A 25185-nucleotide genomic window follows, 5' to 3' on the forward strand; every position below is an offset into this window, starting at 1 on the left:
GATCGTTAATTGGTTCGATGGTACAGACATAGTAAAACAAAAGCGGCAGTTCCTGGAAATGGGAGCTGCCGTTTTTTTGTTGAACCACCAGATGTTTTTTGAACCATATAAGGGATTATAAGGACATTTAAGGGGGGGCTTGTACAGGCTAAATTCACGAATTTAGCATGAGGGTGTACCACCCAAAAATCAGTGCGCAGGCCGTGAGGCCGGAGCGCGGGGCCCGGAGGGGGCAAGGGCGAAGGATGGAAGCGGTTCCGCACCTTTGGGGCGGAAATAGCGGACAGCCTGGTGCCGTAGTGGCGATTGCGAAGCAACGCTACTACCGGCACGACCCCAAAAAGGCACCCTCAAAGTGAGAGTGCCTGAAGTATGAAATTCTAAAAAAAACGTACGTCCCTTTGGTGGTTTTATGAAAATTATACTGTTACTACCTCTTCACGGGTGAATAACTGGTACAGCACAGGGACGATCAATAAGACTAATGTGGTAGAAGTGAGCAGCCCGCCAATGATGGTCCAACCCATGGGGGCCCAGAGGGAACCACCGTTGAGGGTAAGGGGCAAGAGGCCGAGAATAGTGGTAAGGGTGGTGGCCACAATGGGAATGAAACGAACCTGCCCCGCCTGGATGGCAGCCTCGACAATGGTGGCGCCTTCGGCCCTTACGGAATTGGCATAATCGACTAGGACAATACTGTTGTTGATGGCAATGCCGATGAGGCTAGTGAGGCCAATGAAAGCCGTGAAAGAGAAGGCAATACCCGTGAATAGTAAGGCCAAGATGGAGCCGATCATGGCTAATGGCAAGGCCGTAAGGATGATGAGCGGTTGGGTGAATGACTTGAATTGGATGATGAGTACGCCGACAATAAGCAGTATAGCTAAAAGGCTGGCGATGCCCATGCCACCGAAAGAATTGTTGCGATTGGCCAAGTCGCCCAGGTAGGTGTAGGGGTAGTCCTTTGCCCATTCTTCCTGAACAAGCTGAGCGTCGATGTCGGCGATGACTGCGTCGAGAGTGAAACCATTTTCGATGTCGGCGAGAATGGTGGTTACACGCTGGTTGTCGTAGTGCTCGATCTGGCTGGGGGCCTCTTCGAAGGTGATATTGGCCACTTGACGAAGGGGGAGGAACTTGCCGGTCATGGTAGGAATACTCAGTCGGTCGAAATCGGAGAGTTGGAAGTTTTCGCCAGCTTCGTAGCGGAGAACAATGTTGTAGTCTTCGCCCTCGGTATCGCGAAAAACACCTACTGCATTGCCATTGACGAAGGAGCGGATAGTTTTGTCGACCGTAAAGAGGGGCACCCCAAAGAGCATGGCCTTGTCTCTATTGATACTAAAGTGAAGGTCGGTGCTGTTTTCCCGCAGCGGGTTGGAGACGTTGACGGCACCTGGGGTTTGCTTAACGATGCGTTCGACCCGACGCGCAATGGTTTGAAGTTCTTCGAGGTTGTTGCCTTTGATTTGTATTTCTACGGGAGCCTTGCTGGGTGGTCCTTGAACGAATTCTTTTACATCGATACGGGCAGCGGTGTATTCCCCAAAGCGGGTGCGCAATTCGCTGAGTAGTGAGTAGAATTCGTCTACATCATAAGATTTGAGTGTGACGAATAGCTCTCCGTAAGTATTGCTGTAATTGGTCGGTGCGATATTGTAATAAATACGTGGATTACCGTGGCCAACATTGGCAGCGTAGTAGTCAACCTGATCGTACTCCTGGAGGGTTTGCTCAACGTAAGTGACGGCTCGGTCGGTAGCATCAAGGTTGGTGCCTTTTGGCAAATTGACGATGATTCGCATCTGTGGCTTTTCTGCTTTTGGAAAAAAGCTAACCCCTACAAGCGGGAAAAGCGCCATCGCACCCACAAAGCTAAGGCCGGCTAAGCCCAGTGTCGTCCACTTGTTGCGGTTTATCCAATGCAATGTACGAGTGTAAGGTCCTTGGATAAAACGCCCCATGCGCTCGAATAACCAGCTGCTTTTTTGTTCTTCGGGTCTTGCTTTGAGAAAACGACTGGCAAGGAAAGGGGTAAGCATGATCGCTACTAAGTAGGAAGCCAGTAAGGTAGCAATGACCGTGATAGGAAGTGCCGCAATAAAAGCTCCCGTAACATCAGGCATTAAGACAATAGGCACAAAGGCCAGCACTGTTGTGAGCGTCGCACTGCCAATGGGCGTGACCAGCTGTTGGGTGCCTTCGGCTGCTGCTCGTGCGGGAGTATAGCCTTTGCCCAAGAGGCGTTCGATATTTTCGGTGATGGCGATAGAATTGTCTACCAGTAGACCCAAAGCTACAATGAGGCCTGCAATAGACATTTGCTGTAGCGTATAGCCCATGCTGTCTACCACCAGCAATCCGATCATGATACTCAGCGGAATAGCCAGCATGACCAAACTGGCCGAACGTACGCCCAGGAGTAGGAAAATGATAATACCTACGAGTAGAATACCTTGTCCGAGGTTGCCGATGAAGCCACTGATACGATCTTGTACGCCTACCGACTGGTCGAAGACGTAAGCCACCTGCATGTCGCCGGGTAGTTGGTGTTCTGCCAGAGAAGTTTTTATGGGCTCGCTGACGTCAAAAATATTGATGCCTTTTTTTTGAGTGACATTGATGTAAATAGCTCGTTGGCCGTTGTAGCGTGCGAGCCAGCGCTCGTCTTCGTAGCTAAAGTCAACATCAGCGACATCTTTCAAATAAACCATCTTGCCATTGTAGACGCCTACCACCGTTTGGCGAATCTGTTCTAAATCTTCGTAGGCACCGGAGGTTTTGACGGCGAAAAGCTTGTTGGCGACCTTTACGGCACCGCCCGGGATATTGGCATTGGTGCCGGCAATGGCGCGTTCGATATCATCGATGCTCAGATTGGCTTGCGTCATTTTTACAGGATCTAAAGCCAGCCGTACTTCCTCTTCGGGGTAGGCTTCGATTTCTACTTTACGAACACCGTTAACCGTTTCTATCTTGTTTTTAATGCGTTCTGCTTCCTGGAAAAGTTGGCGGTAGTTCGCCTCGTCGGAAATTAGGGCAATCTGGAATATGTTTACCGTGTTGGTATTAATCTGGCGGGCTTCGAGGCTGTAAAGGTCATCGGGTAAAACATCCCCCAATTGGTTGAGCTGGCGTTGAATTTGGTCGTACTTGTCGTCGGCATCTACCCCAAATTCAAATTCTACCTCTGTCACTGCTGTCCCGTCGCGGATGACGGTCCGTAGCTCCTTGAGGTCATCGAGTTCCTTGATTGCTTCTTCAATCGGGTCAACGACCTGGCTTTCAATATCGTGTGGATTGGCCCCCGGATAAACGGCAATAACGAGCGTGTTGGGGATATCCAGCACAGGGTCCTCTTGCTGAGGCATACCCAGAAAAGAAGCAATACCGGCCAGCAAGAGCATAACGAAAAGCGTCAGCGTCAGCTGATAGTTACGGATAGAGAACTGAGGAATATTCATTGTAGATAAAATTGTCAAATCTAGAAAAAAGAATAAATACCATAAGTCGGAAGTCGGAAGTCGGAAGTGGGAAATCGGAAGCAGGTGCACAAGGTCAACCATCAACTAACAACTCTTAATACTTCCGACTTCCGCTTTCCGACTTTGAAAACCCTTTCACCTTTACACCCTTACACTAAAACCCCTCCACCCGATCACCTTCTTCTATATAGCTGGCACCAGCAGTGATGACCATTTCTCCGACCTCGAGGCCTTGCCGTAGGAGGAGTTGGGTTTGTTGTAATTGTTGAATGTTCACTTCGCGCAAGCGAGCTTGCCCTTGGTCGATGACCATCACTTGGCCGATAGCACCATCTGCTTTCAAGAGTCCATCAACAGGAATACTGATTAAAGATTGCCGCTGTTGCGTCTGGATGGTAACACTGCCAATAAAGCCATTGACGAGCTGCCGCGCTTGAGGGGCGAGCTCAATTTCTACAGGGTAAGTACCTGTAAATGGATCAGAAGTGCCAGCCAACTCGCGCACGAAGCCAAGAAAATCCACTTCTGGGTAAGCATCAAAATGGATGGTCGCGCTGTCGCCTAAATTCAAGTGAATAATATCTTTATCCGTGACAGCTACCTTAAGTACCTGTGCCTCTTGGCGACTACCGAACAGGAAGACTGGATTACCCGGCCCAACCAGCTCGTTGGTTTCCGCAAACTGCCGAAGGATAATACCATCCGATGGCGCTACAATGCTACTGTAGCGTAGGTTGAACTGAGCAACTTCTACGCCTTGCTGGCGAAAAGCAAGCCCTTTTTCGGCTGCGGATAACTGGTTTTTGGCGTTATTAAGCTGCACTTCTACATTTTCCAATTGCTCCAAGGTAGCTACGCTATCGGCATAGAGTCCCGATACATTTCGGTAGTCGCGCTCAGCCAATCTCAATGCAAGGCGAGCATTCTCCAGTGAGATAGCAGCTTGATCTTCGCCAAGACTAGCTTGCTGTTGCTGCGCCTGTATCTCGTCTAGCTGAAGTTCTGCTAAAAGCTGCCCTTTACGAACCTTTTGCCCTTCTCTGACCAGCACCTTGGCAATAATACCACCGGTCTTGAAGCTTAGTTTTGCTTCCGCAGCAGCAGCCAGTGGTCCGGTTGCAAAAACAGTAGGTTGAAAATTGATTTGAGTAGCGGAGGCTGCCGCAACTTTTTTGGCAGCAGCTGAAGGCTGGCGGTTTTGCGCCTGTGTCGTACAAGCACTGACGATAATGGCAAGTGCGAGGATGGCTAAGATGTTTCTCATTATTTTTTGATTTGGATTTTAATTATTTCGAGTTAGGCAAATGGAGTTGTGGCTTTTAAAAGTCCCTCGCCTAGTAGGGAGGGGGTGGGGTGGGTCGTGAATGTAAGCCGAAAAAACAACCAGATTGGATACCCTGTACCAAGTACTTAATACGGTGAGGTTGTCCTTCGAGTGTCACCTTTAGGCAAAAAAACAACGGCCAACCTCACACTAATTCCCCATTGCCCATTCCCATTCTGTAACCTGTTGGAGATAATTGTATCGACTGATGACCAGCTGTTGCTCAGCATTCGTTAGCGATGTTCTGGCATCCGTAAAAGTGACCAGATTACTTTGTCCTTGCTCATAAAGCCGCTTTTGTAAGCGAAAAGCCTCGGTCGCGGCTAGTTTTTGTTGCTGAGCCTGTGCTACTTGGGTTTGGGCAGCCTGCAAAGCATAGTATTGGTTGATAACCTGAAGGCCAATTTGCTGTTCCGCTGCGGCTTTTTGATGTAGCAGTCGCTGTTGGGCAAGTTGGGCCTCCTGTACTTTGGCCGAAGTGGCTTTGTTGAATAAAGGCACCTGTAGAACCAGCGATCCAAGGAAGAAATCATCTTCGCCTGTGAAGCTGTAAGTGGTTCCTTGAATGCCATAATCAGCTTGGAAATTGACGGTAGGTAACCGGTTGCCGCTGGCCAGTTTGCGGTTCTCTTCGGCAGCAGCGAGGTAGAAGTTCAACTGTTCCAATTCTTCCCGCTGTTGCCAGGCTTGCTGTTGGGCGGCCTCCAAGCCAAGAATGACATCGGTAGAATGCTCAGGTTGTTCTTCCAGACTAATGGCTGTTGTGTATTCTCGGCGCAGGAGGGTATTAAAATATGCTTGGGCGGATTGCTCTTGCTGTATGGCTACAGCCAGTTGCTGTTGAACACTCGCTACTTGGGCTTGGGCAGAATAGACATCGGCGGCGGTCACTTGATGATGAGCCTGTAGACTTTGGGTGGTACGTAGGTTTTCCTCCACCAACTGCAAAGCATCCTCATAGATTTGTCGACCAAAATGAGCCTGCGAATACAAGTAGTAGGCTTGTTTCACATCCCGTCGTAGTTGTCGGCGAAATCCTGCCAACTCGCTACCACTTGCAGCAAGCATGCTCTCTTTTATCTGACGGTTACGAACAATCGAGTTGTTGTAAACGGGCATACTCAAGCGCACGACCGTCTCTTGCTCCGTAGCACGAAGGAAATTGATCGACGCATTATCTACGGTACCGTAATTGGGGAATGCCGGATAGGTAGGGTCACTACCAGATATATGCTGGTTGAGTGCATTGAGGTTTTGGTAAGCAGGATTAACAAGGTCACCCGCCGGAATGTCAATCGTTCGCCCGCCTTGTGCTACGCTAAAGCGGCCATTAATCCCCAATTGAGGCCAAAACAAGGCTTTAGCTTGTGCTAGTTGGGCCTGAGCTTCTTGATAGCTGAGGTCTTTCTGAGCAAGCTCCAGATTGTTTTCCAGGGCTATTTGTACGTATTGGTCTAAGGATTGACCGGGTAAATAGGGGAGAAGTACTCCTAATAATAACAACAGGCTTAACGCTCTCATAATTCTTCATCTGGTTACTTAGACAAAGATGAACACCAAGCAGCAGGCATTCCACTTCAAAAAGCTGAATGGTAGAATGAGCGGGTTGAATGGTAACTATTAAAAGCGCGGATGCTCTCTGCTAAAAACATCAAGCAGCCACTCCCTTTCTGCCAATGGCGTCTGTTGCTGAATCTTGAGTTTGGTTTTTTCTCTTTTCTTGTCGCTACTCTGCATCAGAATTTGATGGAGAAGTTGACAAAAATGCTGGCAGTTTTTCTTCACCGCTAGAGATACCCCTTTGAGGCGAGAAAGATAAACGGTAAATGCACCCAACGCCGAAAGACAGGAGTCGATATTCTCCGTTTCGTAAAAGGTCTTAATCAAAAGTATCTTGGTACTCAGGTGGTAGCGGAAATGATTGATCTTGATTTTATGTAAATGCTCAAAAGTCTGATCAAATTCTTTTTGTGAAAAAGCAACTTCCGCTAAATTGGAATACAAGGCATTCTTTTGAGATGCTACCGCCAAGAACGGATTGTAGGTGTGGATAAAGTCTGTTGTCCATTTGTAACGCTCTAGCCTTAGACCAATTTTTACTGCGTTGCGGTAGGTCCACTCGGTTAATAGTCCCCGTTCAAAAAGAATTTTAGTCCTGATGCCTTCTTCGTAAAGGCCAAGGCAGATCGTCGCATAGGTATTATAATCAATGCGCATCTTTCTTAAACAGATATTGATGGTTGCTAAATAGATACCTCGGCATTCCGTTCGCTCTATTTTCAACTGGTGCTCCGGGAGTAGACGCACCAGTTTGTAGAAATGTTTCTCCTCATCAGGATATTTAAAACACAGGTAGAGCTGATAATAAAGCGATAATCGAGGTCCCATTTCCTCCTTCTCGCTTAAGTGTTTTTCTATTTGATCCATCAAGTCGTTCTGGAAAGAAGGAGCAAATTGAATCACCTGTTGCCGGTTTTGTATTTCTATGCCGTAGCTCAGTTTATTAATCAGGTAGTATTCATCTAGTCGGTTGATGCTCTCTTGCAAAATAACTTCTACATCAGCCGGTTTGCCTGATAACTGCCCCCGCAGAATATTCGATGTAGTATACTGCATCCAAAGCTCATCATTTCCCGGTTTGTTGATTTGATCGAGTTTGGTTTTAAAAGCTTTAAGCATTGGGACATAATCATCACTGCCCATTTTCATTAATCCTTGAATGACATCAAGTTCCTGAATATTGGTGCTATCCTGATAATGGAGTTGCCCTATAAATGTTTTCAATAGCTTGTTGAGATGGCTTTTTAAATAACTCAATTCCTTCTTGTTTCTTTTGTCAGGGGGTAAAATATTAGAAGGAATAGACGCCAAGGCCAAACTCTCTTCTGGGAAAAGAGGGTGAAAAGAGGAGAGGTAATGAGCGAAATCCAGAAGGCGTTGGTTTTTATTGAAATATGGCGACGCAACGAAATCCAGAAAAAGATTCATTTTTTTTCTGGAAAAACGCCTCAATGTTGTTAATGTTTTTTCCTTTTTCATTAAAAATGGATTGCTATTTGGTTTGGAGTTTATAGTAGTATATATATTAATAATAAATAATCTGTAGATTGTGTTTTTATTGACTTACAGTGATTTATGTTTTTTTTTGATTGATTGTGTTGCCGTTTGGTTGAGTATCATTGGTTGGGAAAGCTAAAAATATGTAATTTTTTGCTGTTGACCGATCCTCTATGTTTGTAACATCAAAACACGAAGGAGCTAATTGAGGAATGGCTCCCTGGTGAATTTGAATAGGTAACTCCCAAATTGTTAGAAAGGATGAGAAATTTACACGTTCCTGCCCTGAGGGCAGCTGTCATGTTATTGCTAATAACCCAATGGGGTGTAGCACTGTGTGCTCAGGGCCAGCAAATTTGGCCAGGAGACATCAACAACAACGGAATAGTTAATGGTATAGATTTGTTATACCATGGAGTTGCTGAAGGAAATGTTGGACCTGAAAGATATGAAGCCGGTTCTGATTGGGAAGGCTATACGTCAGGTCCTTCCTGGCTACAGAGCTTTTCGGATGGTATAAACTTTAGCAATGCTGATGTTAATGGCCGCGGAAAGGTAGAACAGGGGGATAGAAAGGTGCTTTGGCGAAAAAACTACGGGAATACCCACGGTGTGCTCAATCCGGATGGATACAGTACTGGTGATGCAGCTCAGGACCCTACCTTACTGTTAAGTGCAAGCACCAGTAACGTTGAAGCAGGTGACGCACTCAATTTAAGCCTTAGCTTGGGAGATGCAACCCAGCCGGTAGATCATTTTTTCGGGATCACTTTTACCATAAAATTTGATCCAACACTTTTTGCTGATGAGTTAACAGCTCCCTTGTGGAATCCAAATGTGATTAGCCTTGATTTGTTATCCAATACTTGGCTAAACGGAAATAATGGCAATGGAGCGGAATCTTTTATTCAGCTAAACAACGAAGCAGGAGAAATCGAAGTGGTTATCCTGCGCAAAGAACAAGGAGAGGCCAACGGCCATGGCGATATTGCTTCTATCATGATTATCGTGGAAGATATTGCCTTTCTCGAAGATGTAAATACAGGTATCACGGTGGAGAAAATCAAAATGGTTGATCAAAATCTACAAGAGTACCCAGTAGCAGGATCAACGGAATATGTTACCATTTTAGCAGCCCCAACGCAGGCACTAACGACGGCAAATAATGCCAATTCACCTGCAAGCGGAATAACCAATAGAAATGGAGCCGATGAAGACATAGCGTTTTCTTTAGATTTTCCAGCACCGTTTAATAGCCAGGAAAATAACAGAGAAATCAACGTCTACCCTAATCCTGTGGTAAACAAAGTGACGATAGAAACAAGCGGAGAAGAGAATGAATTGAAGGGCGTACAGTTGTTTTCTGCCTCTGGCCAGTTGTTGGGAAATCAACAAACACAGGCTACTGATGGCACCGAAGTAGACATGACCAACTTGCCAAAGGGCAATTATTTCCTCCACCTGACAACCAGCAATGGTACGACGGTAAAACAAATAACCAAATGATTTAGAGACAGCAAAAGGCTTATAAATTTTTCATCCTAAAAACTTTTTATTCGTGAGAGTTTCCCGTGCTCTGCCTTTATCCCGTGGGAGTGGGCTGGCAGGCACATAGTTCGGGTTTCTATTCATCATCCTTTTTCAAAGTGGATTTTAGGTCTGCAAAACTGTGGAATTTGGAAAACCTCCTTCTATTGAAGTGGAAAGAGAGCTTCCAAAATAAAGCAATAGCTTCCAGTGTCCCCCTTGTATTTTGGCATCAGAAGCAATCCTCAAATATTGCAACACTTCAACAAAGCAGTGCTGCATGACCTGAAATCACTTTTTTACCTCTTTTGCATCGGCGTTGTTTGCTCCTCAATACCAAATGACGTTTTTATTACACAGCGCCGAAGTAAGTAAATAGGACCAAAAGGTTCTAAACAAGAAGCATATTTTACGGGGACAATGCGCGCGCTACTCTCTGCAAAACTTTTCTCTCCGGGGCTCCTAACCTCGGACGTGTGTGTGTTTGAGTATTATGCAAACCTTTTTATCTTAGGCTAACGTGAATATTTCATGTTAGCCTGAGTTTTTTTATTGGGCAGGTCCCCGCCTGCTGCGGGGCCGGGCTATCCACTCTCATGCAGTGCTCCGCATTGCATACCGCTCCTATCCCTACCTGATTTGCTCCCTGTTTTAGGCCGCTATCCTCTTCGTCAACCTACTGAACTAGGGGTTGTGTAAAAAGCCCCAAGTTGCTTGATTGGCTTTTGATGGACTGACGGCTGACGGTTCTTGTTTTGTTCGAAAAAATACTGCTGGTGAGTCTCCCTGAGAGTTCTCACTAGCATTTTTTCATTTTAGGTTCAAAAAAAGGGCTTTTAAGCCTGAGCTCCTTGTAGTCTCCAGACTGCAAGTACATATACTGCTGGTCTCTTGACCAGCAATCAGCAGACGAGCAAGAGGTCAAGTGGTGGTGTCCCCGTTGGACGTCGGTTACGCCTACGTCGCCAAAGCTTACCACAGAATGACAGCGAAAAACTAAATTAACCTGACTTTATGTCGGTCGACTTGGTGAAAAGGTGTCACAATGGCATTGGTTGCTCGCCGTTTGCCCCTTGGCATATCCTTTGCAGTTGACCTGGTAGTTCAGACTACTTAAATCAATAAAAGCATTTTTGGAATTCTGCACGGAAGTCCAAAAGATCAAAAATAAGGAACAGCACGAAAATAAAAAGTGATTTGGCTCCGCGTCTACTACATGGTTTTTTTTTAAATAGTTGAATAAGTACTTCATCTTAAGTGTTTTAACTATTTGGAAAACTTCGAAGAATCCACGAAACCAAATCGCGGTTTATTTTCTGCACAATACTAAGCAACATGCATTTGAATAATTTCACTATCAAAAGCCAGGAGGCGGTCCAACGGGCCCAGCAGCTGGCTATGGAGGGCAATAACCCTAGTATTGAAGTTGGCCATTTGCTCCAGGGCATATTAGAGGTCGACGAAAACGTCACTCCTTTTGTACTCAAAAAGCTAGGCGTCAATTTCTCTGCGGTTAAGAGCGCTACCGAAAGCATTGTATCCTCTTATCCTAAACAAACGGGTAGTAGTGGGCAGCAATACTTGGCCCGCACCACCAATGAAGTGCTCCAAAAAGCCAACACTTACCTGAAAACCTTTCAGGATGAGTACGTAGCCTTAGAGCATATTCTCCTTGCCATCGTCTCCGTAAAAGACAGTGTCGGGCAGATGCTCAAGGACAGTGGCGTGACAGAAAAAGGCCTCATCGCTGCCATCGAAGACTTGCGCAAAGGCCAGCGGGTCACCACCAACAGCGCGGAAGGAGCCTACAATGCCCTCAATAAATACGCGATCAACCTCAATGAGCGCGCCCGCAACGGCAAACTCGATCCTGTGATTGGTCGCGATGAAGAAATCCGCCGTGTTCTGCACATCTTGGCGCGGCGCACCAAGAATAACCCTATTCTCATTGGTCAGCCCGGGGTTGGTAAAACAGCCATTGTAGAAGGCCTCGCTCATCGTATCATCAATGGAGATGTGCCAGAAGATTTGCGGGACAAAGACATTTATACCCTCGATATGGGCGCACTGATCGCCGGTGCCAAGTACCAAGGTGAATTCGAGGAACGCCTTAAGGCTGTGATCAACGAAGTCACCCAAGCAGATGGGCAGATTTTTCTCTTTATCGATGAAATCCACATCCTTGTTGGTGCAGGTAAAACCCAGGGTGCTATGGATGCAGCCAATATCCTCAAACCTGCCCTGGCGCGTGGAGAACTCCGAACCATCGGTGCCACAACCTTGGACGAATACCAAAAGTATTTCGAAAAGGACAAAGCCCTCGAACGGCGCTTTCAGACCGTTTTGGTTGGTGAGCCTTCCGAAGAAGATGCCATCTCCATCTTGCGTGGCTTGAAGGAACGTTACGAAACGCACCACAAGATCAACATCAAGGACGAAGCTGTTGTAGCAGCGGTGCAATTATCCAGCCGCTATATCGCAGATCGTTTCCTGCCGGATAAAGCCATCGACTTGATCGACGAGGCTTCGGCCCGCCTGCGCCTGGAAATGAATTCTATGCCCGAAGAACTTGATGAAACAGAACGCAAAATTCGCCAACTCGAAATCGAGCGCGAAGCCATGAAGCGTGAGAACGACCTGGTGAAAATCGACAAAATCAACGAGGATCTGGCCAACCTGGAAGAAGCCCGCAACGCCCTCAAAGCCCAGTGGGAAAGCGAGCGCGAAGTAGTACTCGGTATCCAGCAAGCCAAAGAGGATATGGAACAACTGAAGTTGGCAGCCAACCGCGCCGAACGGGAAGGCAACTACGCCGAAGCAGCAGAAATTCGCTACGGTAGAGTTCCTGATGTGCAGGCCCAGCTGGAATCTTTTACGGCTCAGTTACAGGAAATGCAGTCCGATAATAAAATGTTGGTAAAGGAAGAAGTCGAAGCGGAAGACATCGCCGAAATCGTAAGCCGTTGGACGGGGATTCCTGTTACGCGGATGCTCCAAAGCGAACGCGAAAAACTCCTTCACCTCGAAGAAGACTTGCATCATCGCGTCATCGGACAAGACGAAGCGGTAGAAGCGGTAGCCGATGCCATTCGCCTCAACCGTACTGGCCTTAGCAGCCAGAGCAAGCCCATCGGCTCATTCCTATTTCTCGGTACCACCGGGGTCGGTAAGACCGAACTAGCCAAAGCCCTCGCGGAATACCTCTTCGATGACGAAGATCTGATGACGCGAATTGACATGAGTGAGTACCAAGAGCGCCATGCAGTGAGCCGATTGGTAGGAGCGCCTCCGGGCTACGTGGGCTACGACGAAGGTGGCCAACTCACCGAAGCTGTTCGGCGCAAGCCATACTCTGTAGTCTTACTCGATGAAATCGAAAAAGCACACCCCGATGTGTTCAATATCCTCTTGCAGGTACTGGACGACGGGCGGCTTACCGATAGCAAAGGTCGGGTGGTGAACTTCAAAAACACCATTATTATCATGACCTCCAACATCGGTTCCGAGATCATTCGCGACAATTTCGAGCGCATGGTCGAAGGCGAAGAGGAAGAAACGATTGATAAGACTAGAAACCTCTTGTTTGACTTGCTGAAAAAGTCGGTCCGCCCTGAGTTTCTCAATCGGATTGACGAGATCATCATGTTCCGTCCCTTGTCGCGCAAGGATATTCGCGGCATCGTTGAGCTTCAGTTGAATGGTCTCAAAACTATACTTACGGAGCAAGGGATCAACCTGACGGTTACGCCACACGCCATGGACTGGCTCGCTGATGAAGGCTATAACCCCGAATTTGGCGCGCGCCCACTCAAGCGCGTAATCCAGAAGCGGGTACTGAAACAGCTTTCCAAGCAACTGTTAGCGAATACCGTGCAGCCCGGTCAGCAATTGGTACTCGATGTTTTTGACGACGTGGTGGTCTTCCGGCAGGCCATCAAAAAAGAAGAGACTGTGGCATAATACCGTAGGTTACTGCCTATGTCATCATACTATCCCGATTCCTCGCTTGAGGTTTCGGGATTTTTTTAACAAGGCTGTTGTTAAATTACAACCTAAAAGAATATAGCTTACTCATTGTTGTTATATTTATAGTCTGCCAAACCTTGCTTTGAAGGACTATAAGTATACTCTCTCTGACGTTTAAACAGCTCTCATGATTCGTACTTGTCTAAGTGCTCTTTTTACTCTCTTATTGTTCAGTAACATTACCCAAGCTCAGCCCCTTTGGTCTTGCGATGGTAGCATGATCATCGCTGTGGGCGGTGATTTTTATATTAATCGTACCCAAGTGGGAGATAATACCATCAATTTCGAAGCATTACCAATACCCAATGTTGGATTAATTAACGCCATCGGATACCGACGATCCGACAATTGTATTTATGGTATAGATCAGAATATTCCCGGAGTACAGCGTATTTTTAAATTATCTCCAGATGGAGAATATAATATTGTAAGAGAAATCGATGGAGCTCTTCAGCCGCATGCAGGAACTGTTTCTTTTGATGACAATTACCTGGTCGTACCCTCTGTTTCTGATTCGATGAACATACTGTACTTTATAGATATTAGGGAGAATACAGCTCCCCAAAGTTATTCGATTTCAGTGCCAAATGGTGGAACATATGCGACCTATGGCGGAACCGACTTTGCCCTAGATATTTACACTAACCAACTGCATGGCTATCATCCAGCCGAACGTGTCTTTTCTACTATTTCTCCCGAATCAGGGCTGGTTACAAACAGAGAATCAGTGTCTTTAATTTATGGAGATAACTATAGGCCAGGAGTAGCATTTTTGAATAATCAAGTACTGGTATCCTTTGCAGGAGAAGGAGATAATAGCTTGCTTAGTTTTTATCACCTTAATTCGGGTACCCTTGTCGATGAAGTAGTCGACGTTGTGAATTATCCTAATCTGAATTTTACGGATGCATGCTCCTGTATAGATTTTGATATTGCTATACAACAATCATTACCTGGTGATACCCTGCGTCATTGTCAGCGTATTACTTCAACGATCCGAGTTGTTAATCGTTCTTCATCACCCTTGCCGGGAAATAACTTTACCCTGAGGGATAGCTTTCCGGCAGGCGTTATAATTGAGGAAGTATTGTATAACCCTTACCCTGGAGAGGTGAGTGGAATCGGGACGAATATTTTGCAAATCAACAATTTTGATCCTGATTTTGGAATTGATAGCATCGTTCTTAGCTTGATTGTTACAGAAGCCGCAGCGCTTGGCAATCACGAGGTGCAAGCAGTCATGAATGGCTTTACCAATTTGCCTGAATATCCGGGAGGCCGGTTGTTATCCAATAATCCACGTAATTATCAAGACGGTGAGTTGCCCACTCCTTTTACAATTCTGGGGAGTGATAGTTTGTCGACAGTAGTTACGGAATATTACCTCTGTGAAGAGGATACCTTATGGTTGAATCCTGTTGCTGGCCAGCCAGGCTTTACCCTCACTTGGGCAGATGGCGGTAATGAAGTGCCTCGTTTAATAACACAATCTGGTTACTATGAAGCAATGATTAGTGATGCGTGTATTACACGAACTTTCTCGCTATTGGTGGAGGATGTTTACCTCGACGTAGACATTGGTGCTGATCAGACGATATTGTTTGGGCAAGAAGCCGAATTTATAGCAGCCATTGATAATGATTTTCCCGTGATTGATTATTCCTGGATAGTCAACGATTCTTTATTGCTCAACTGTGCTGAAGATTGCGATATCTATAGTTTCCTTCCTGAAGAAAATTCTTCTCTAGTCCTCGCAGTCATTGATCAAAATGACTGTGTGGCTAGTGATGAAGCACGTGTAAGGCTTGAGTTTCCCTTTTTTGCACCCAATGTTTTTTCGCCTGATAATGACGGGCGAAATGATCAATTTTATATTCAATCATCAGGAGATATTGCGTTTAAGAATTTTCGCATTTTTGATCGTTGGGGCGGTTTGCTTTTTGAACAAAAAGAAGGTTTTACCAATGATATCAGCTTAGGCTGGGATGGCACTTCTCAATTTAAGGATGCAGCACAAGGAACCTATATTTGGGACATCACCTTGGTGCTAGGGCGTAATGGAGAGGAGCAACACTTCTCTGGCGGAGTCACTTTGCTAAGGTAAATCACTTGTTTTTACCTCCTCAACGTTTTCACCTTTCCATCACTTACACCTTCGAACCCAACTCCGAAACCGCCAACCAAGCCATCAACCCCGTACTGTGCAAGAGGCATTCTTCGTCCACATCAAAAGTATTGGTGTGAACAGGAGAGGTAATACCCCGCGCCGGGTTCCCGGTCCCTAGGCGGTAAAAACAAGCAGGAATCTCTTGGGAGTAATACGAAAAGTCTTCGCTCGTCATTCGGATGGGCAATTCCACCACGTTTTCCGGCCCCATGTATTCGCGAGCATAATTTGTGGCCCGCGTGGTCAGTGATTCATCATTGTGTAAAAAAGGATAGCCATGAAGAATATCCAACTGAGCACTGCCACCCAAGGCAGCAGCAATACCGCTGGCCATTTTCTGAAGTCTTTGCAGGGCATCGGCACGCCATTTTTCGTCCATGGTGCGGAAGGTGCCTTTAAGTTTTACTTCATTGGGGATAATATTGGTGGCTCCTCCCGTAGAGGCAATGTGCCCAAAAGTAAGTACAGAGGGCAGGGTAGGGTTGGCTTGCCTGCTCACTAATGTTTGTAGCGCGGTAATAATCTGTGCTGTGATGACAATAGGATCGACGGTGTCTTGAGGTAAAGCGCCGTGACCGCCCCGCCCGGTGACCGTCAGATAGAGTTCATCTGCGGAAGCCATGTATAAGCCAGACCGAATACCTATTTTTCCTGCTGCCAATGGCGGATGTACATGTTGCCCGAAAATATGAGCAGGAGCAGGGTTTTTTAACACCCCGTCTTTAATCATAATACTCGCACCACCAGGTGCTTTTTCTTCCCCTGGCTGAAAAATAAGCTTAACGGAGCCTGCAAATTGACCACGTAAATCCCACAATATTTTAGCTGTTCCAAGCAAACTGGAGCTGTGTACGTCGTGCCCACAGGCATGCATGACCCCTTGGTTTTGAGAACAATAGCTCACCTCGTTCTTTTCTTCAATGGGCAAAGCGTCAATATCCGCCCGTAATGCCACTACGGGGCCAGGCCCTTTACCGCCTTCAATCAGTGCCACCACGCCTGTACCTGAAAACGGATACTGGTGAGGAATCCCCCAGGTTTTTAACAACCCGGCAATGTACTTTCCCGTTTCGTATTCCTCAAAAGAAAGCTCCGGATGGGCGTGCAGGTGCCGCCGGATGGCAATCACTTCTTGGTGTAGTATTATCGCTTTATCTTTTATCGCTTCTAGCATAGCTGATTATTTACCACAAGATCAGAATTTCCCTATAAACTCGGTGATTTCAACTTGTAAAAGAGAAACTATGTGGCTATGTGGTTGAAAAAACCTCTCCCAATTAACTACCTTTGCGCTTTCTTTTCAAAATAAGGCACTTCATTCATGTCAGCTAGAAAGATTCGCTCCGCACTGATTTCCGTTTATCACAAAGATGGTCTCGATGAAATCGTGCAGGAACTACACCGTCAGGGTGTACAGATTTACTCCACTGGTGGTACACAGAAATTTATCGCCCAATTGGATATTCCTGTTACGGCAGTTGAGGACATCACTTCTTATCCTTCTATCCTCGACGGGCGGGTAAAAACCTTACATCCAGCGGTATTTGGTGGTATCTTGGCACGCCGTGAACCCGATCACCTGGATCAACTAAAGGAATACAAACTACCGGAAATCGATCTGGTAATTGTAGACCTTTACCCTTTTGAAGAGACCGTAGCAACGACCAATGAGGAGTCAGCAATCATCGAAAAAATTGATATTGGAGGTATCTCATTGATTCGGGCTGCAGCCAAGAATTATAAAGATGTGGTAGTCGTGCCTTCCCGCGCTGAATATGCCCTGTTTTTGGAAATACTGAAAGAAAAAGAGGGAACGCTGGATTTAACAGATCGCCGTGAAATGGCGCGCCGGGCATTCAAGGTTTCCTCGAACTACGATATTGCAATCTTCAACTACTTCAACGAAGGTACTACGGATATCGCTTTCAAGTACAGTATCCACCGTTCTGATATTCTCCGTTATGGCGAGAACCCTCACCAGTCTGGTGTGTTTTTCGGTGATTTCGATGCCGTTTTTGATAAGCTCAATGGCAAAGATATCTCTTACAATAACCTGGTAGATATCGACGCGGCGGTTCAGATTATGCGGGAACTAAGAATCGGTGACCCTGCTTTTGCTATCCTCAAGCACACCAATACTTGTGGCCTCGCGGTTCGTTCTACCCTGAAAGAGGCATGGGACGCAGCGTTGGAATGTGATAATGTTTCGGCTTTCGGAGGTATCTTTATATGTAACACCAGTGTGGATTTGGCTACTGCCGAAGCCATCAACGAATTGTTCTATGAAGTATTGATTGCACCCGATTTCGATGAGGATGCTTTGGCATTGTTGAAAACTAAAAAGAAGCGTATCCTGCTTAAGTTGAAGGATTACGCGATTGGTAGCCGCTCTTTCCGTTCTTTGTTAAATGGTGTAGTAGAGCAGGATACAGATATGCGCCAGGAAACGATTGCCGATCTTGATACTGTGACGGAAGTAGCACCTACGCCAGAACAGGTAAGTGACCTTTTGTTTGCAAGTATTGCTGTTAAGCACCTCAAATCGAATGCGATTGCTTTGGTGAAAAACAAGCAGTTGATCGGTATGGGATGTGGCCAGCCTTCCCGCGTAGATGCACTGAAGCAAGCGATCAACAAAGCGAAAGCTTTTGGCTTTGACCTAGATGGTGCAGTGATGGCTTCGGATGCTTTCTTCCCATTTCCTGATTGTGTAGAAATTGCAGACCAGCAGGGAATCAAAGCTGTAATTCAGCCAGGAGGGTCTATTAAAGATAAAGACAGTATTGCTTACTGTGATGGGCACGGAATGGCGATGGTCATGACAGGGCACCGCCACTTTAAGCATTAAACATTAACAGTACCTTAAGTTACCGCAGATGATGCAAAGGCGTCATAATGAGCGAATACGACGTTATAGAAATGGCTTGGACAAATTTTAGGCATTTATAGCGTCAAGCACAAATAATATGCGCAATTTGGTCATTGACATAGGAAACACCCGCGTAAAATATGGTGTTTTTCATCAGAATGAATTGGTAGAAGAATACCTTGGTACAACGGTAAAGTTGGAAGATATTTCCCGTTTGGCAACCAACCACCAGGTACAAAATATCATCTATTCAAGCGTGGCTGAATTTTGGCCCGCAGAATGGACGATTTTGCTAGAGCAGCAATACCAGGTTTGGGGCTTGAGCGAAAAAACGATTTTACCTTTTGTAAATGCGTACGCTACACCGGCCACCCTCGGTAAAGACCGATTGGCGGCAGTGGCAGGCGCACAGTTTTATTATCCAGCCAATACTTGTTTGGTTGTTGATGCAGGAACCTGTGTTACAATGGATATACTTCGGGCAGATGCCACCTATCTAGGAGGTAATATATCGCCAGGAGTGAGAATGAGATTGCGGGCAATGCACGAGTTTACTGCTCGGCTCCCTCAAGTGGAGCCACTGGCGGCGGTTCAAGTGTGGGGAACCAGCACGACAACCGCGCTACAGAATGGTGGTGGCTTAGGTGTTGCCTTGGAAATAGAAGCATTGGCTGGGCGTTTAAAACAGCAATGGCCTGATTTAAAAGTGTTACTTACTGGTGGAGATGCCAGTTTTTTGGCGAATAACATAGAATGCGAGATATTTGTGCATTCAAATCTAGTCCTCTATGGACTACACAAAATTTTAACTTATAATGTCGAACATTTGGCATAAAATTTTTACGGTACTTTTTCTCACCATGCTTTCGCTAAGTGCGTGGAGCCAGGTGCAAAATAGTAATATTAGCCCAAAGGTAAATTCGCCCTTGTCGCGTTTCGCTTTAGGGGATTTTGTGCCACAGTATTTTTCGGCATCGGCTGGAATGGCCGGCCTTGGCGCTGGTTGGCAGGATCCTTATCAGCTAAATATCCTTAACCCAGCTTCACTGGCTAGTTTGCAATCGACAGCCTTTGAAGGTGGATTGTACGCACGACGTTCAAAGTTGAGTAGTGGAGGAATCGATGATGTTTCCTGGGGAGGTAATCTTCAGTATCTCTCATTGGGCTTCCCACTTCGCAATGTGATCAATCAGGCCTTGGATCGGAAAAGTAATGATTGGAATGCTGGTATGAGCATCACCTTGATTCCACAGACCCAAGTGGGCTACGATATTCGCCTTGTTGATACCCTCACCCCTGGTGTAGAGAGTAGCACCAACACCTTGAAAGGGGCTGGTGGTACCACCAAACTGCGTTGGGGTACTGGCTTTCGCTACGAACAACTTTCTGTAGGTGCTGAAGTAGGGTTCCTTTTTGGGAATCTCATTAACAGCCGCCTTGTTGATTTTGATTCTCTGGAAGGTTCTTTGAACACAGAGTTTCAGGATGAAATTAGCTTTCGTGGAACAAGCTGGACTTTTGGAGCACAGTATGCCTTCCTTTTCAAAGAATTGAATAAAGAAGGAGAAAAAGTACCAAATGGCAAGCGTATTGTTCTTGGTGCAACCTTGAGCAATGAAGCAGACTTTACAATGGAAGGCACTCAGTTTACTCGCCGCTACCTCTCTAGCATTGTCTCAGATACAATTTTCCGTAACGAAAATATTAAAGGAGAAGGAGTTTTGCCTTCTTCCTATTCTTTAGGTGTACACTTTCATGATTTAAATCGTCTCAATATTGGTATTGAGTACGGTGCCTCTGCTTGGAGTAATTATCGAAATGATCTTAAAGAGGAGCAGTTAATGGATAATTACTATGTCGCAATAGGAGGAGAGTATATCCCTAACTTTAATTCCTACAATAATTACTGGGAAAAAATCCGTTACAGAGCTGGGTTCCGTTATGGTACCGATCCGCGTACACTAGACGGACAACAGGTGGAAGGATATTCCTTTACCTTAGGCATGGGCTTTCCTGTTATTATGCCGCGCCAGCAAGTGTCTTTTGTTAACACAGCAGTAGAGCTAGGGCGTGCCGGAGTAGACGGTGTACTAGAAGAAACTTTCGTGAGGCTTACGCTAGGCTTCACTTTGAACGATAATTCGTGGTTCTTTAAACGCAAATTCAATTAAGTATGACTATTCAAAAAAATCTGGCTGTTCTGCTGGCTATCCTATTTTTAGGAACCGCTTCGCTCTCTGCGCAGTGTACAAACTGGGAGGAAATCGCCAATAAAGGAGAAGCAGAGGATGCTCACGTGGTGTACCGTCCCTATTTGAAAGATAAAACCGCAGCTGATGTAGAAGCTTTGGCCGAATCTGATTTTAATCTTGCTTTCAGTAATTGGGAAAAAGCATACACACTTGCTCCCGCTGCTGATGGCCAACGGCCAACACATTATATTGATGGTATTATTCTGTATAAAGCAAAAACTGCAAAAACCGAAGATACCGAGCAGAAGGCGGAGTATTCAAAAGTGATAATGAAGCTCTATGATGAGTACTTGGAGTGTTATCCTGATGACAGCAAGCTCATCCTTGGCCGTAAGGCATTCGACATGTTCTATTCCCATGGTTATGGCTATACCTTGGAAACACTGGAAGCATTGCAGGCAGCAATGGAAGCTGCTGGAAATGAGTCAGAGTATATCCTTTTAGACCCTCTGGGTCTAACACTTGTATACTTGTATCAGGATGGCCAAATTGACAAGGCCACTGTTCGTGACCTTTATACGAAAGCGGTAGAATTCGCCGATCACAATATCGAGAATGATCACTACTATAAGGATTACTACGTGTCTGGTAAAGCCAATATGGATGCAAAAATAGGAGAGATTGCTTCTGAAGTATTTGATTGTGATTACTTCAAAGGTGACCTTCTTCCTACTTTTGCAGAACATAAGGAAGATTGGGAAACTGTTAATTACATCTGGAATAAGCTGATGGCACAAGGTTGTGAAGAAACCGATCCTGAATTGGCAGAATTGAAGGCTACTTACGATGAACTAGCTTTGACCGAGCGTATGAAAGATCCTTGTTTTGCAGGTTCTGTCTACCAGAAGGAAGGAGATTACGATAAAGCCTTGGCTAGCTACCAGGAATGTATCGATTCTACCGAAGACCCTGAAATCAAAGCGCAGATTTTATTCTCTATGGCCTCTATCCTCACATGGCAGAAAGGCCAGTACGGCGAAGCCAATGCTAAAGCCCGCGAAGCTGCTAGCCTGAAAAGTGGTTGGGGTAAGCCTTACATGCTGATGGGAGATATCATCTCTAAGCGTGCAACGGCTTGTGATGATTGGAATCGCCGTTTGGCAGCCATCGCTGCAATTGATAAATACAGCTATGCTCGTTCTATCGATGCTGATGTTGCTAGTGATGCAGGTACTCGTATCAGCCGCCTGACTGCTGCCCTCCCAGGCCGCGAAGATGGTTTCATGCGTAAGGTAAGCGAAGGACAGAGTGTAACGGTAAGCTGTATCGGCGAAACCGTAAAAGTTCGTTTCCGCGATTAAGCTTAGCATAACGCTTGATTGATTTATTCAATCTCCATGAACGGGTGATTTCGGCGACACAATGTCCCGAAATCACCCGTTTTAGTTAAATAACCTACAACAAACAACCATCAACAATCAACCATAAAATCCCTTACCATTTCAACTCCCTAACCCTTTGCAACAACAAGTATCGATCTTCTTCCCTTTGAAAGTCAATTCTGTTTTCACGCACGTTCTCAGCTATGGTCTCTAATATTTTGTCCGCTGTTTCTAATGCGCCGCTTTGGCGAAAAAGCGGAACGAGTTCTATCCATTGTCTATCCCAACTCCTGATAGCATTTGGGTAGTTTTGCGGTAAGGACCTTGCAAACTGATAAGCTTTGTCTGTTTTCTTGTCTTCTAATAATCTAGTTAATAGTTCTCTCGCACTTTTGATTTGATGCTGATAAAAAGGGAGTTTATCAAAAGAGCTAATAATTGTAGTTGTATCATAGACCATTTTCTCTTGCCATAGATAAAGGGTAGAATCGGTATGCTGTATAATACCAGCAGCAATTCTATTGTCTTTCAATCGATCAGGGACAATCTGGTAGACCCAACCGTTCCAAGCTAGGTGCTCCTGCCATGGCAGTAATTCGTTAATAGAAACCGTTGGTAGAAAACACAAAGAGCGCTTCCATTCATTTGCGGCCAATAGATCCAATAAAGCATAGCTGGTGATTAATTCGTAAACACTAGTGCTAAAGGCCCTCCACCGTGCTACAGTATTTTCGTTGTCCTCATAGAGATACGGAGTGCCAGATGGAACGGGAATGGCTACATAACTATAAGCCAATGGATAGGTCCAGGTATTCCCACTCTTGTAGTAGTTGTCTTCTCTGGAAATTTTTTCTTTCAGTAAAGCATAAGAAATAGAAGAATCTGGATACTCCAGGCTATTCATCCAAACCTTGATAGGTAGGGTATTGTAGAATTCGGGCAGGTCAGTCTGTAAAGGTGAAGCCTTAAAAGGCCCTGCTACCAGCATTTTTCGATATCTGTCAACAGCCAGAAGAGAAGTGTTAATCACAATTACATCTGTACGAAAGCCCTCTGTGGCTTGTACATATAATAAGGTGTAGGTATCGGTATCCCCCCAAGCAACAACAACAGCATCTTTAGGGCAAGACCGAAGATAGTTTCGAGCATTACCAAGAAAATACGGCTCGTACATATCTTCTTCTAAAAGATGGCGTGCTTCTTCTTCTCCCTGGAAATATAAAAGTGTTAAAAAAACATTCATTCGTTCATTGGCGTACTTGGTACTTGCCGGCCCCAGAGGAGTGACGAACTGAGGGTCACGATCCTTAAGTATTTTGTAGGCGGCCAAACATTTATTAGTGGCCTGGAGGTATTGTTGCAGCTGAGTGGTGTTCATGGCAGGGATTCCATCTTTTAGCTGAAAGCGTTCTTCGTCGAGACTATAGTTGGAATAATTAGCTAATAAGGATATGGCTGCGGTAGAATAAGCGCGTGCAAGCGCATGCAGTTCTTCATTTGTCAGGTTTTTTTTATTCTCCCAGTAAGCAATGGCGTCTTTGTACCATCCAGCGTATCCATAATAGGGCTGTCGGCTGAAAGCGTCTTTTTCAAAACGACCTAACTGGAGAAGATAACTTTGGGATAGGTTTTTAGTGTTCGTTGGATTCCCATTGATATTGGTAGTCCATTCGTTGGCGGAATTGATGGTTAAGTAGGTTTTTGACTTGTTGTCATAAAACTTCTCTCGGCGTTCTACTTCGTTGGAGGTATTGATGCGTACCACGTAATAGCCATCTATCCTACTTTCAAAACGCAGTAGTCGATGAGCTTGGGAAGGATAATCATAGGTTGAGAAAAAGACCTCTGTGATCTTTTCAATATTTGGATTCACTTGCGTGTAAGACGCAGTAGCCAAGAAGATAAATGCAAGTAATAGGTAAGCGGATTTTTTCATCAATGGAGATTTTAAGCAAAGAATCTAAGCTAAGCTTTAGACAGTTTCTGTGTCAGCGAATATAATAAAGCACCAATAATCGCAGTTTTTAGGGCGGAGTTGTCGTTCTTAAATTAGGTATTACTACTAACTTAAGAGCAGAAAAAACGTCAGATAAGTAATTAAGTGAGGTAAATCCACATTTTACAAACTACACAACATCATCATGAAAGGGACAAACATCATCATTATCCTTTTATCTATCCTTTCCATTGCAGGGATCATACTGTTTTTTACGCAGCGAAGCAAGGTATCTGAAGCTCATAGCCAATTAGCTAACAAAGTAGCGCAGTATGAATTGTTGGAGCAGGAAGCGAATCATCTCCGTTCTACCAATGGTAGTTTACTCGGAAGTATGGCTGATTTGTCGGTCGTTAGTAAAACAGGGGCAGAAAGTATCAAGCAGTCGCTAGAGAGCCTAGGCGATCAGTACAGCTTTATTCAAGATCTCACCAAGAAGGTGCAAGCTAAAGATTCATTGAACTTATCTCTGGTGATGAACCTGAAGCGTTCTCTTGGGAATATTGCGGACGAAGACGTAAAAGTGGAGGTACGTGGAGGAAAAGTACATATCTCTATCGCAGATCGATTACTTTTTGCTTCAGGGAGTGCTCGCCTCAATGATGAATCACAAAATGTACTCAATAAAATAGCCCTTGTCCTCAATGATCACAGCGAACTTGATGTAATGGTAGAAGGACATACCGATAATATTCCGATAGAAGGGAACTGTGTTAAAGACAATTGGGACTTGTCGGTGAGAAGAGCAACGACGGTAGTCCGTACTTTGCAAGACGATTATTTCTTATCCCCTCAGCGGCTGATCGCTGCCGGAAGGGCCGAATATGCTCCGATTGCTGATAATAGTACGGACGCCGGCCGTAAAACAAACCGTAGAACGGAAATAGTTATAACGCCTCAGTTAGATCAGTTTTTCAATTTATTAGAGTCACCGGCCCTGGCAAACTAAATTCTTTATCTCTCGGTGAGAAAAGGTGAAAAAAAATTACTGTTTTGAATTAGGTCTTTTTCCAGTATTTCCTTTCCCGTATTATCACATTTGGCACGTAGGTGAGAGGGGAGTGTTGACTTGACCAATCATTATACGTATAGTGGATTTTCCTATCTGGAAATAAAGTGGTTTTTCTTTGATAAAAGCTTGCGGGAACTAAAAAGTCGTC

Annotated in this window: 14 protein-coding genes; 8 read left to right on the top strand and 6 right to left on the bottom strand. The window is 45.4% G+C overall.

Translation table 11 applies throughout. The annotated features are described in order from the left end of the window. Window positions 1–419: 419 nt before the first annotated feature. The 4 genes from ACRBG0_RS26725 to ACRBG0_RS26740 all read right to left on the bottom strand — a co-directional run bounded on the left by ACRBG0_RS26725 (window position 420) and on the right by ACRBG0_RS26740 (window position 7797). Window positions 420–3464 (bottom strand): efflux RND transporter permease subunit, encoded by a 3045-nt coding sequence (locus ACRBG0_RS26725; protein WP_431489889.1) that lies wholly within the window; start codon window positions 3462–3464, stop codon window positions 420–422. A gap of 175 nt (window positions 3465–3639) precedes the next feature. Next, on the bottom strand, window positions 3640–4749 hold the full coding sequence (locus ACRBG0_RS26730) for an efflux RND transporter periplasmic adaptor subunit (protein ID WP_431489890.1): 1110 nt from the start codon (window positions 4747–4749) through the stop codon (window positions 3640–3642). Window positions 4750–4959: 210 nt separating this feature from the next. Next, on the bottom strand, window positions 4960–6330 hold the full coding sequence (locus tag ACRBG0_RS26735; protein WP_431489891.1) for a TolC family protein: 1371 nt from the start codon (window positions 6328–6330) through the stop codon (window positions 4960–4962). 99 nt (window positions 6331–6429) lie between these two features. Continuing rightward, the gene (locus tag ACRBG0_RS26740; protein WP_431489892.1) at window positions 6430–7797 is read right to left on the bottom strand and encodes a hypothetical protein; all 1368 of its coding nucleotides are present in this window, start codon (window positions 7795–7797) and stop codon (window positions 6430–6432) included. A gap of 330 nt (window positions 7798–8127) precedes the next feature. On the opposite strand from ACRBG0_RS26740, the gene ACRBG0_RS26745 reads away from it, so the two are divergent. The 3 genes from ACRBG0_RS26745 (at window position 8128) to ACRBG0_RS26755 (ending at window position 15523) form a co-directional block, all read left to right on the top strand. Further along, the gene (locus ACRBG0_RS26745) at window positions 8128–9372 is read left to right on the top strand and encodes a T9SS type A sorting domain-containing protein (RefSeq protein ID WP_431489893.1); all 1245 of its coding nucleotides are present in this window, start codon (window positions 8128–8130) and stop codon (window positions 9370–9372) included. 1356 nt (window positions 9373–10728) lie between these two features. Continuing rightward, on the top strand, window positions 10729–13353 hold the full coding sequence (clpB, locus tag ACRBG0_RS26750) for an ATP-dependent chaperone ClpB (protein ID WP_431489894.1): 2625 nt from the start codon (window positions 10729–10731) through the stop codon (window positions 13351–13353). 193 nt (window positions 13354–13546) lie between these two features. Next, window positions 13547–15523, top strand: coding sequence for a gliding motility-associated C-terminal domain-containing protein (locus ACRBG0_RS26755; protein WP_431489895.1), 1977 nt, complete (start codon window positions 13547–13549; stop codon window positions 15521–15523). Between the two features lie 43 nt (window positions 15524–15566). Here ACRBG0_RS26755 and ACRBG0_RS26760 read toward each other — a convergent pair whose 3' ends face one another. Further along, entirely contained in the window at window positions 15567–16760 is a 1194-nt protein-coding gene (locus ACRBG0_RS26760) for a M20 metallopeptidase family protein (RefSeq protein WP_431489896.1), read from the bottom strand. Window positions 16761–16907: 147 nt separating this feature from the next. Here ACRBG0_RS26760 and purH point away from each other — a divergent pair, with 147 nt between their 5' ends. The 4 genes from purH to ACRBG0_RS26780 all read left to right on the top strand — a co-directional run bounded on the left by purH (window position 16908) and on the right by ACRBG0_RS26780 (window position 22008). Further along, window positions 16908–18434, top strand: coding sequence for a bifunctional phosphoribosylaminoimidazolecarboxamide formyltransferase/IMP cyclohydrolase (purH, locus tag ACRBG0_RS26765; RefSeq protein ID WP_431489897.1), 1527 nt, complete (start codon window positions 16908–16910; stop codon window positions 18432–18434). 118 nt (window positions 18435–18552) lie between these two features. Beyond that, window positions 18553–19290, top strand: a complete 738-nt coding sequence (locus ACRBG0_RS26770; RefSeq protein ID WP_431489898.1) for a type III pantothenate kinase — start codon at window positions 18553–18555, stop codon at window positions 19288–19290. Further along, the gene (locus ACRBG0_RS26775) at window positions 19271–20626 is read left to right on the top strand and encodes a hypothetical protein (RefSeq protein WP_431489899.1); all 1356 of its coding nucleotides are present in this window, start codon (window positions 19271–19273) and stop codon (window positions 20624–20626) included. The genes ACRBG0_RS26770 and ACRBG0_RS26775 overlap by 20 nt, the downstream gene beginning before the upstream one ends. Window positions 20627–20628: 2 nt before the next feature. After that, on the top strand, window positions 20629–22008 hold the full coding sequence (locus ACRBG0_RS26780) for a hypothetical protein (RefSeq protein WP_431489900.1): 1380 nt from the start codon (window positions 20629–20631) through the stop codon (window positions 22006–22008). A gap of 133 nt (window positions 22009–22141) precedes the next feature. Here the strand turns inward: ACRBG0_RS26780 and ACRBG0_RS26785 are convergent, their stop codons facing one another. Continuing rightward, the gene (locus ACRBG0_RS26785) at window positions 22142–23965 is read right to left on the bottom strand and encodes a hypothetical protein (protein ID WP_431489901.1); all 1824 of its coding nucleotides are present in this window, start codon (window positions 23963–23965) and stop codon (window positions 22142–22144) included. 205 nt (window positions 23966–24170) lie between these two features. Between ACRBG0_RS26785 and ACRBG0_RS26790 the strand changes: the two genes are divergently transcribed. Then, window positions 24171–24974: an OmpA/MotB family protein gene (locus ACRBG0_RS26790; RefSeq protein WP_431489902.1), complete on the top strand. Its 804-nt coding sequence runs from the start codon at window positions 24171–24173 to the stop codon at window positions 24972–24974. The last annotated feature ends 211 nt before the right edge of the window (window positions 24975–25185 follow it).

This window comes from Lewinella sp. (genome assembly GCF_050633125.1).
Taxonomy (GTDB): Bacteria; Bacteroidota; Bacteroidia; order Chitinophagales; family Saprospiraceae; genus Lewinella.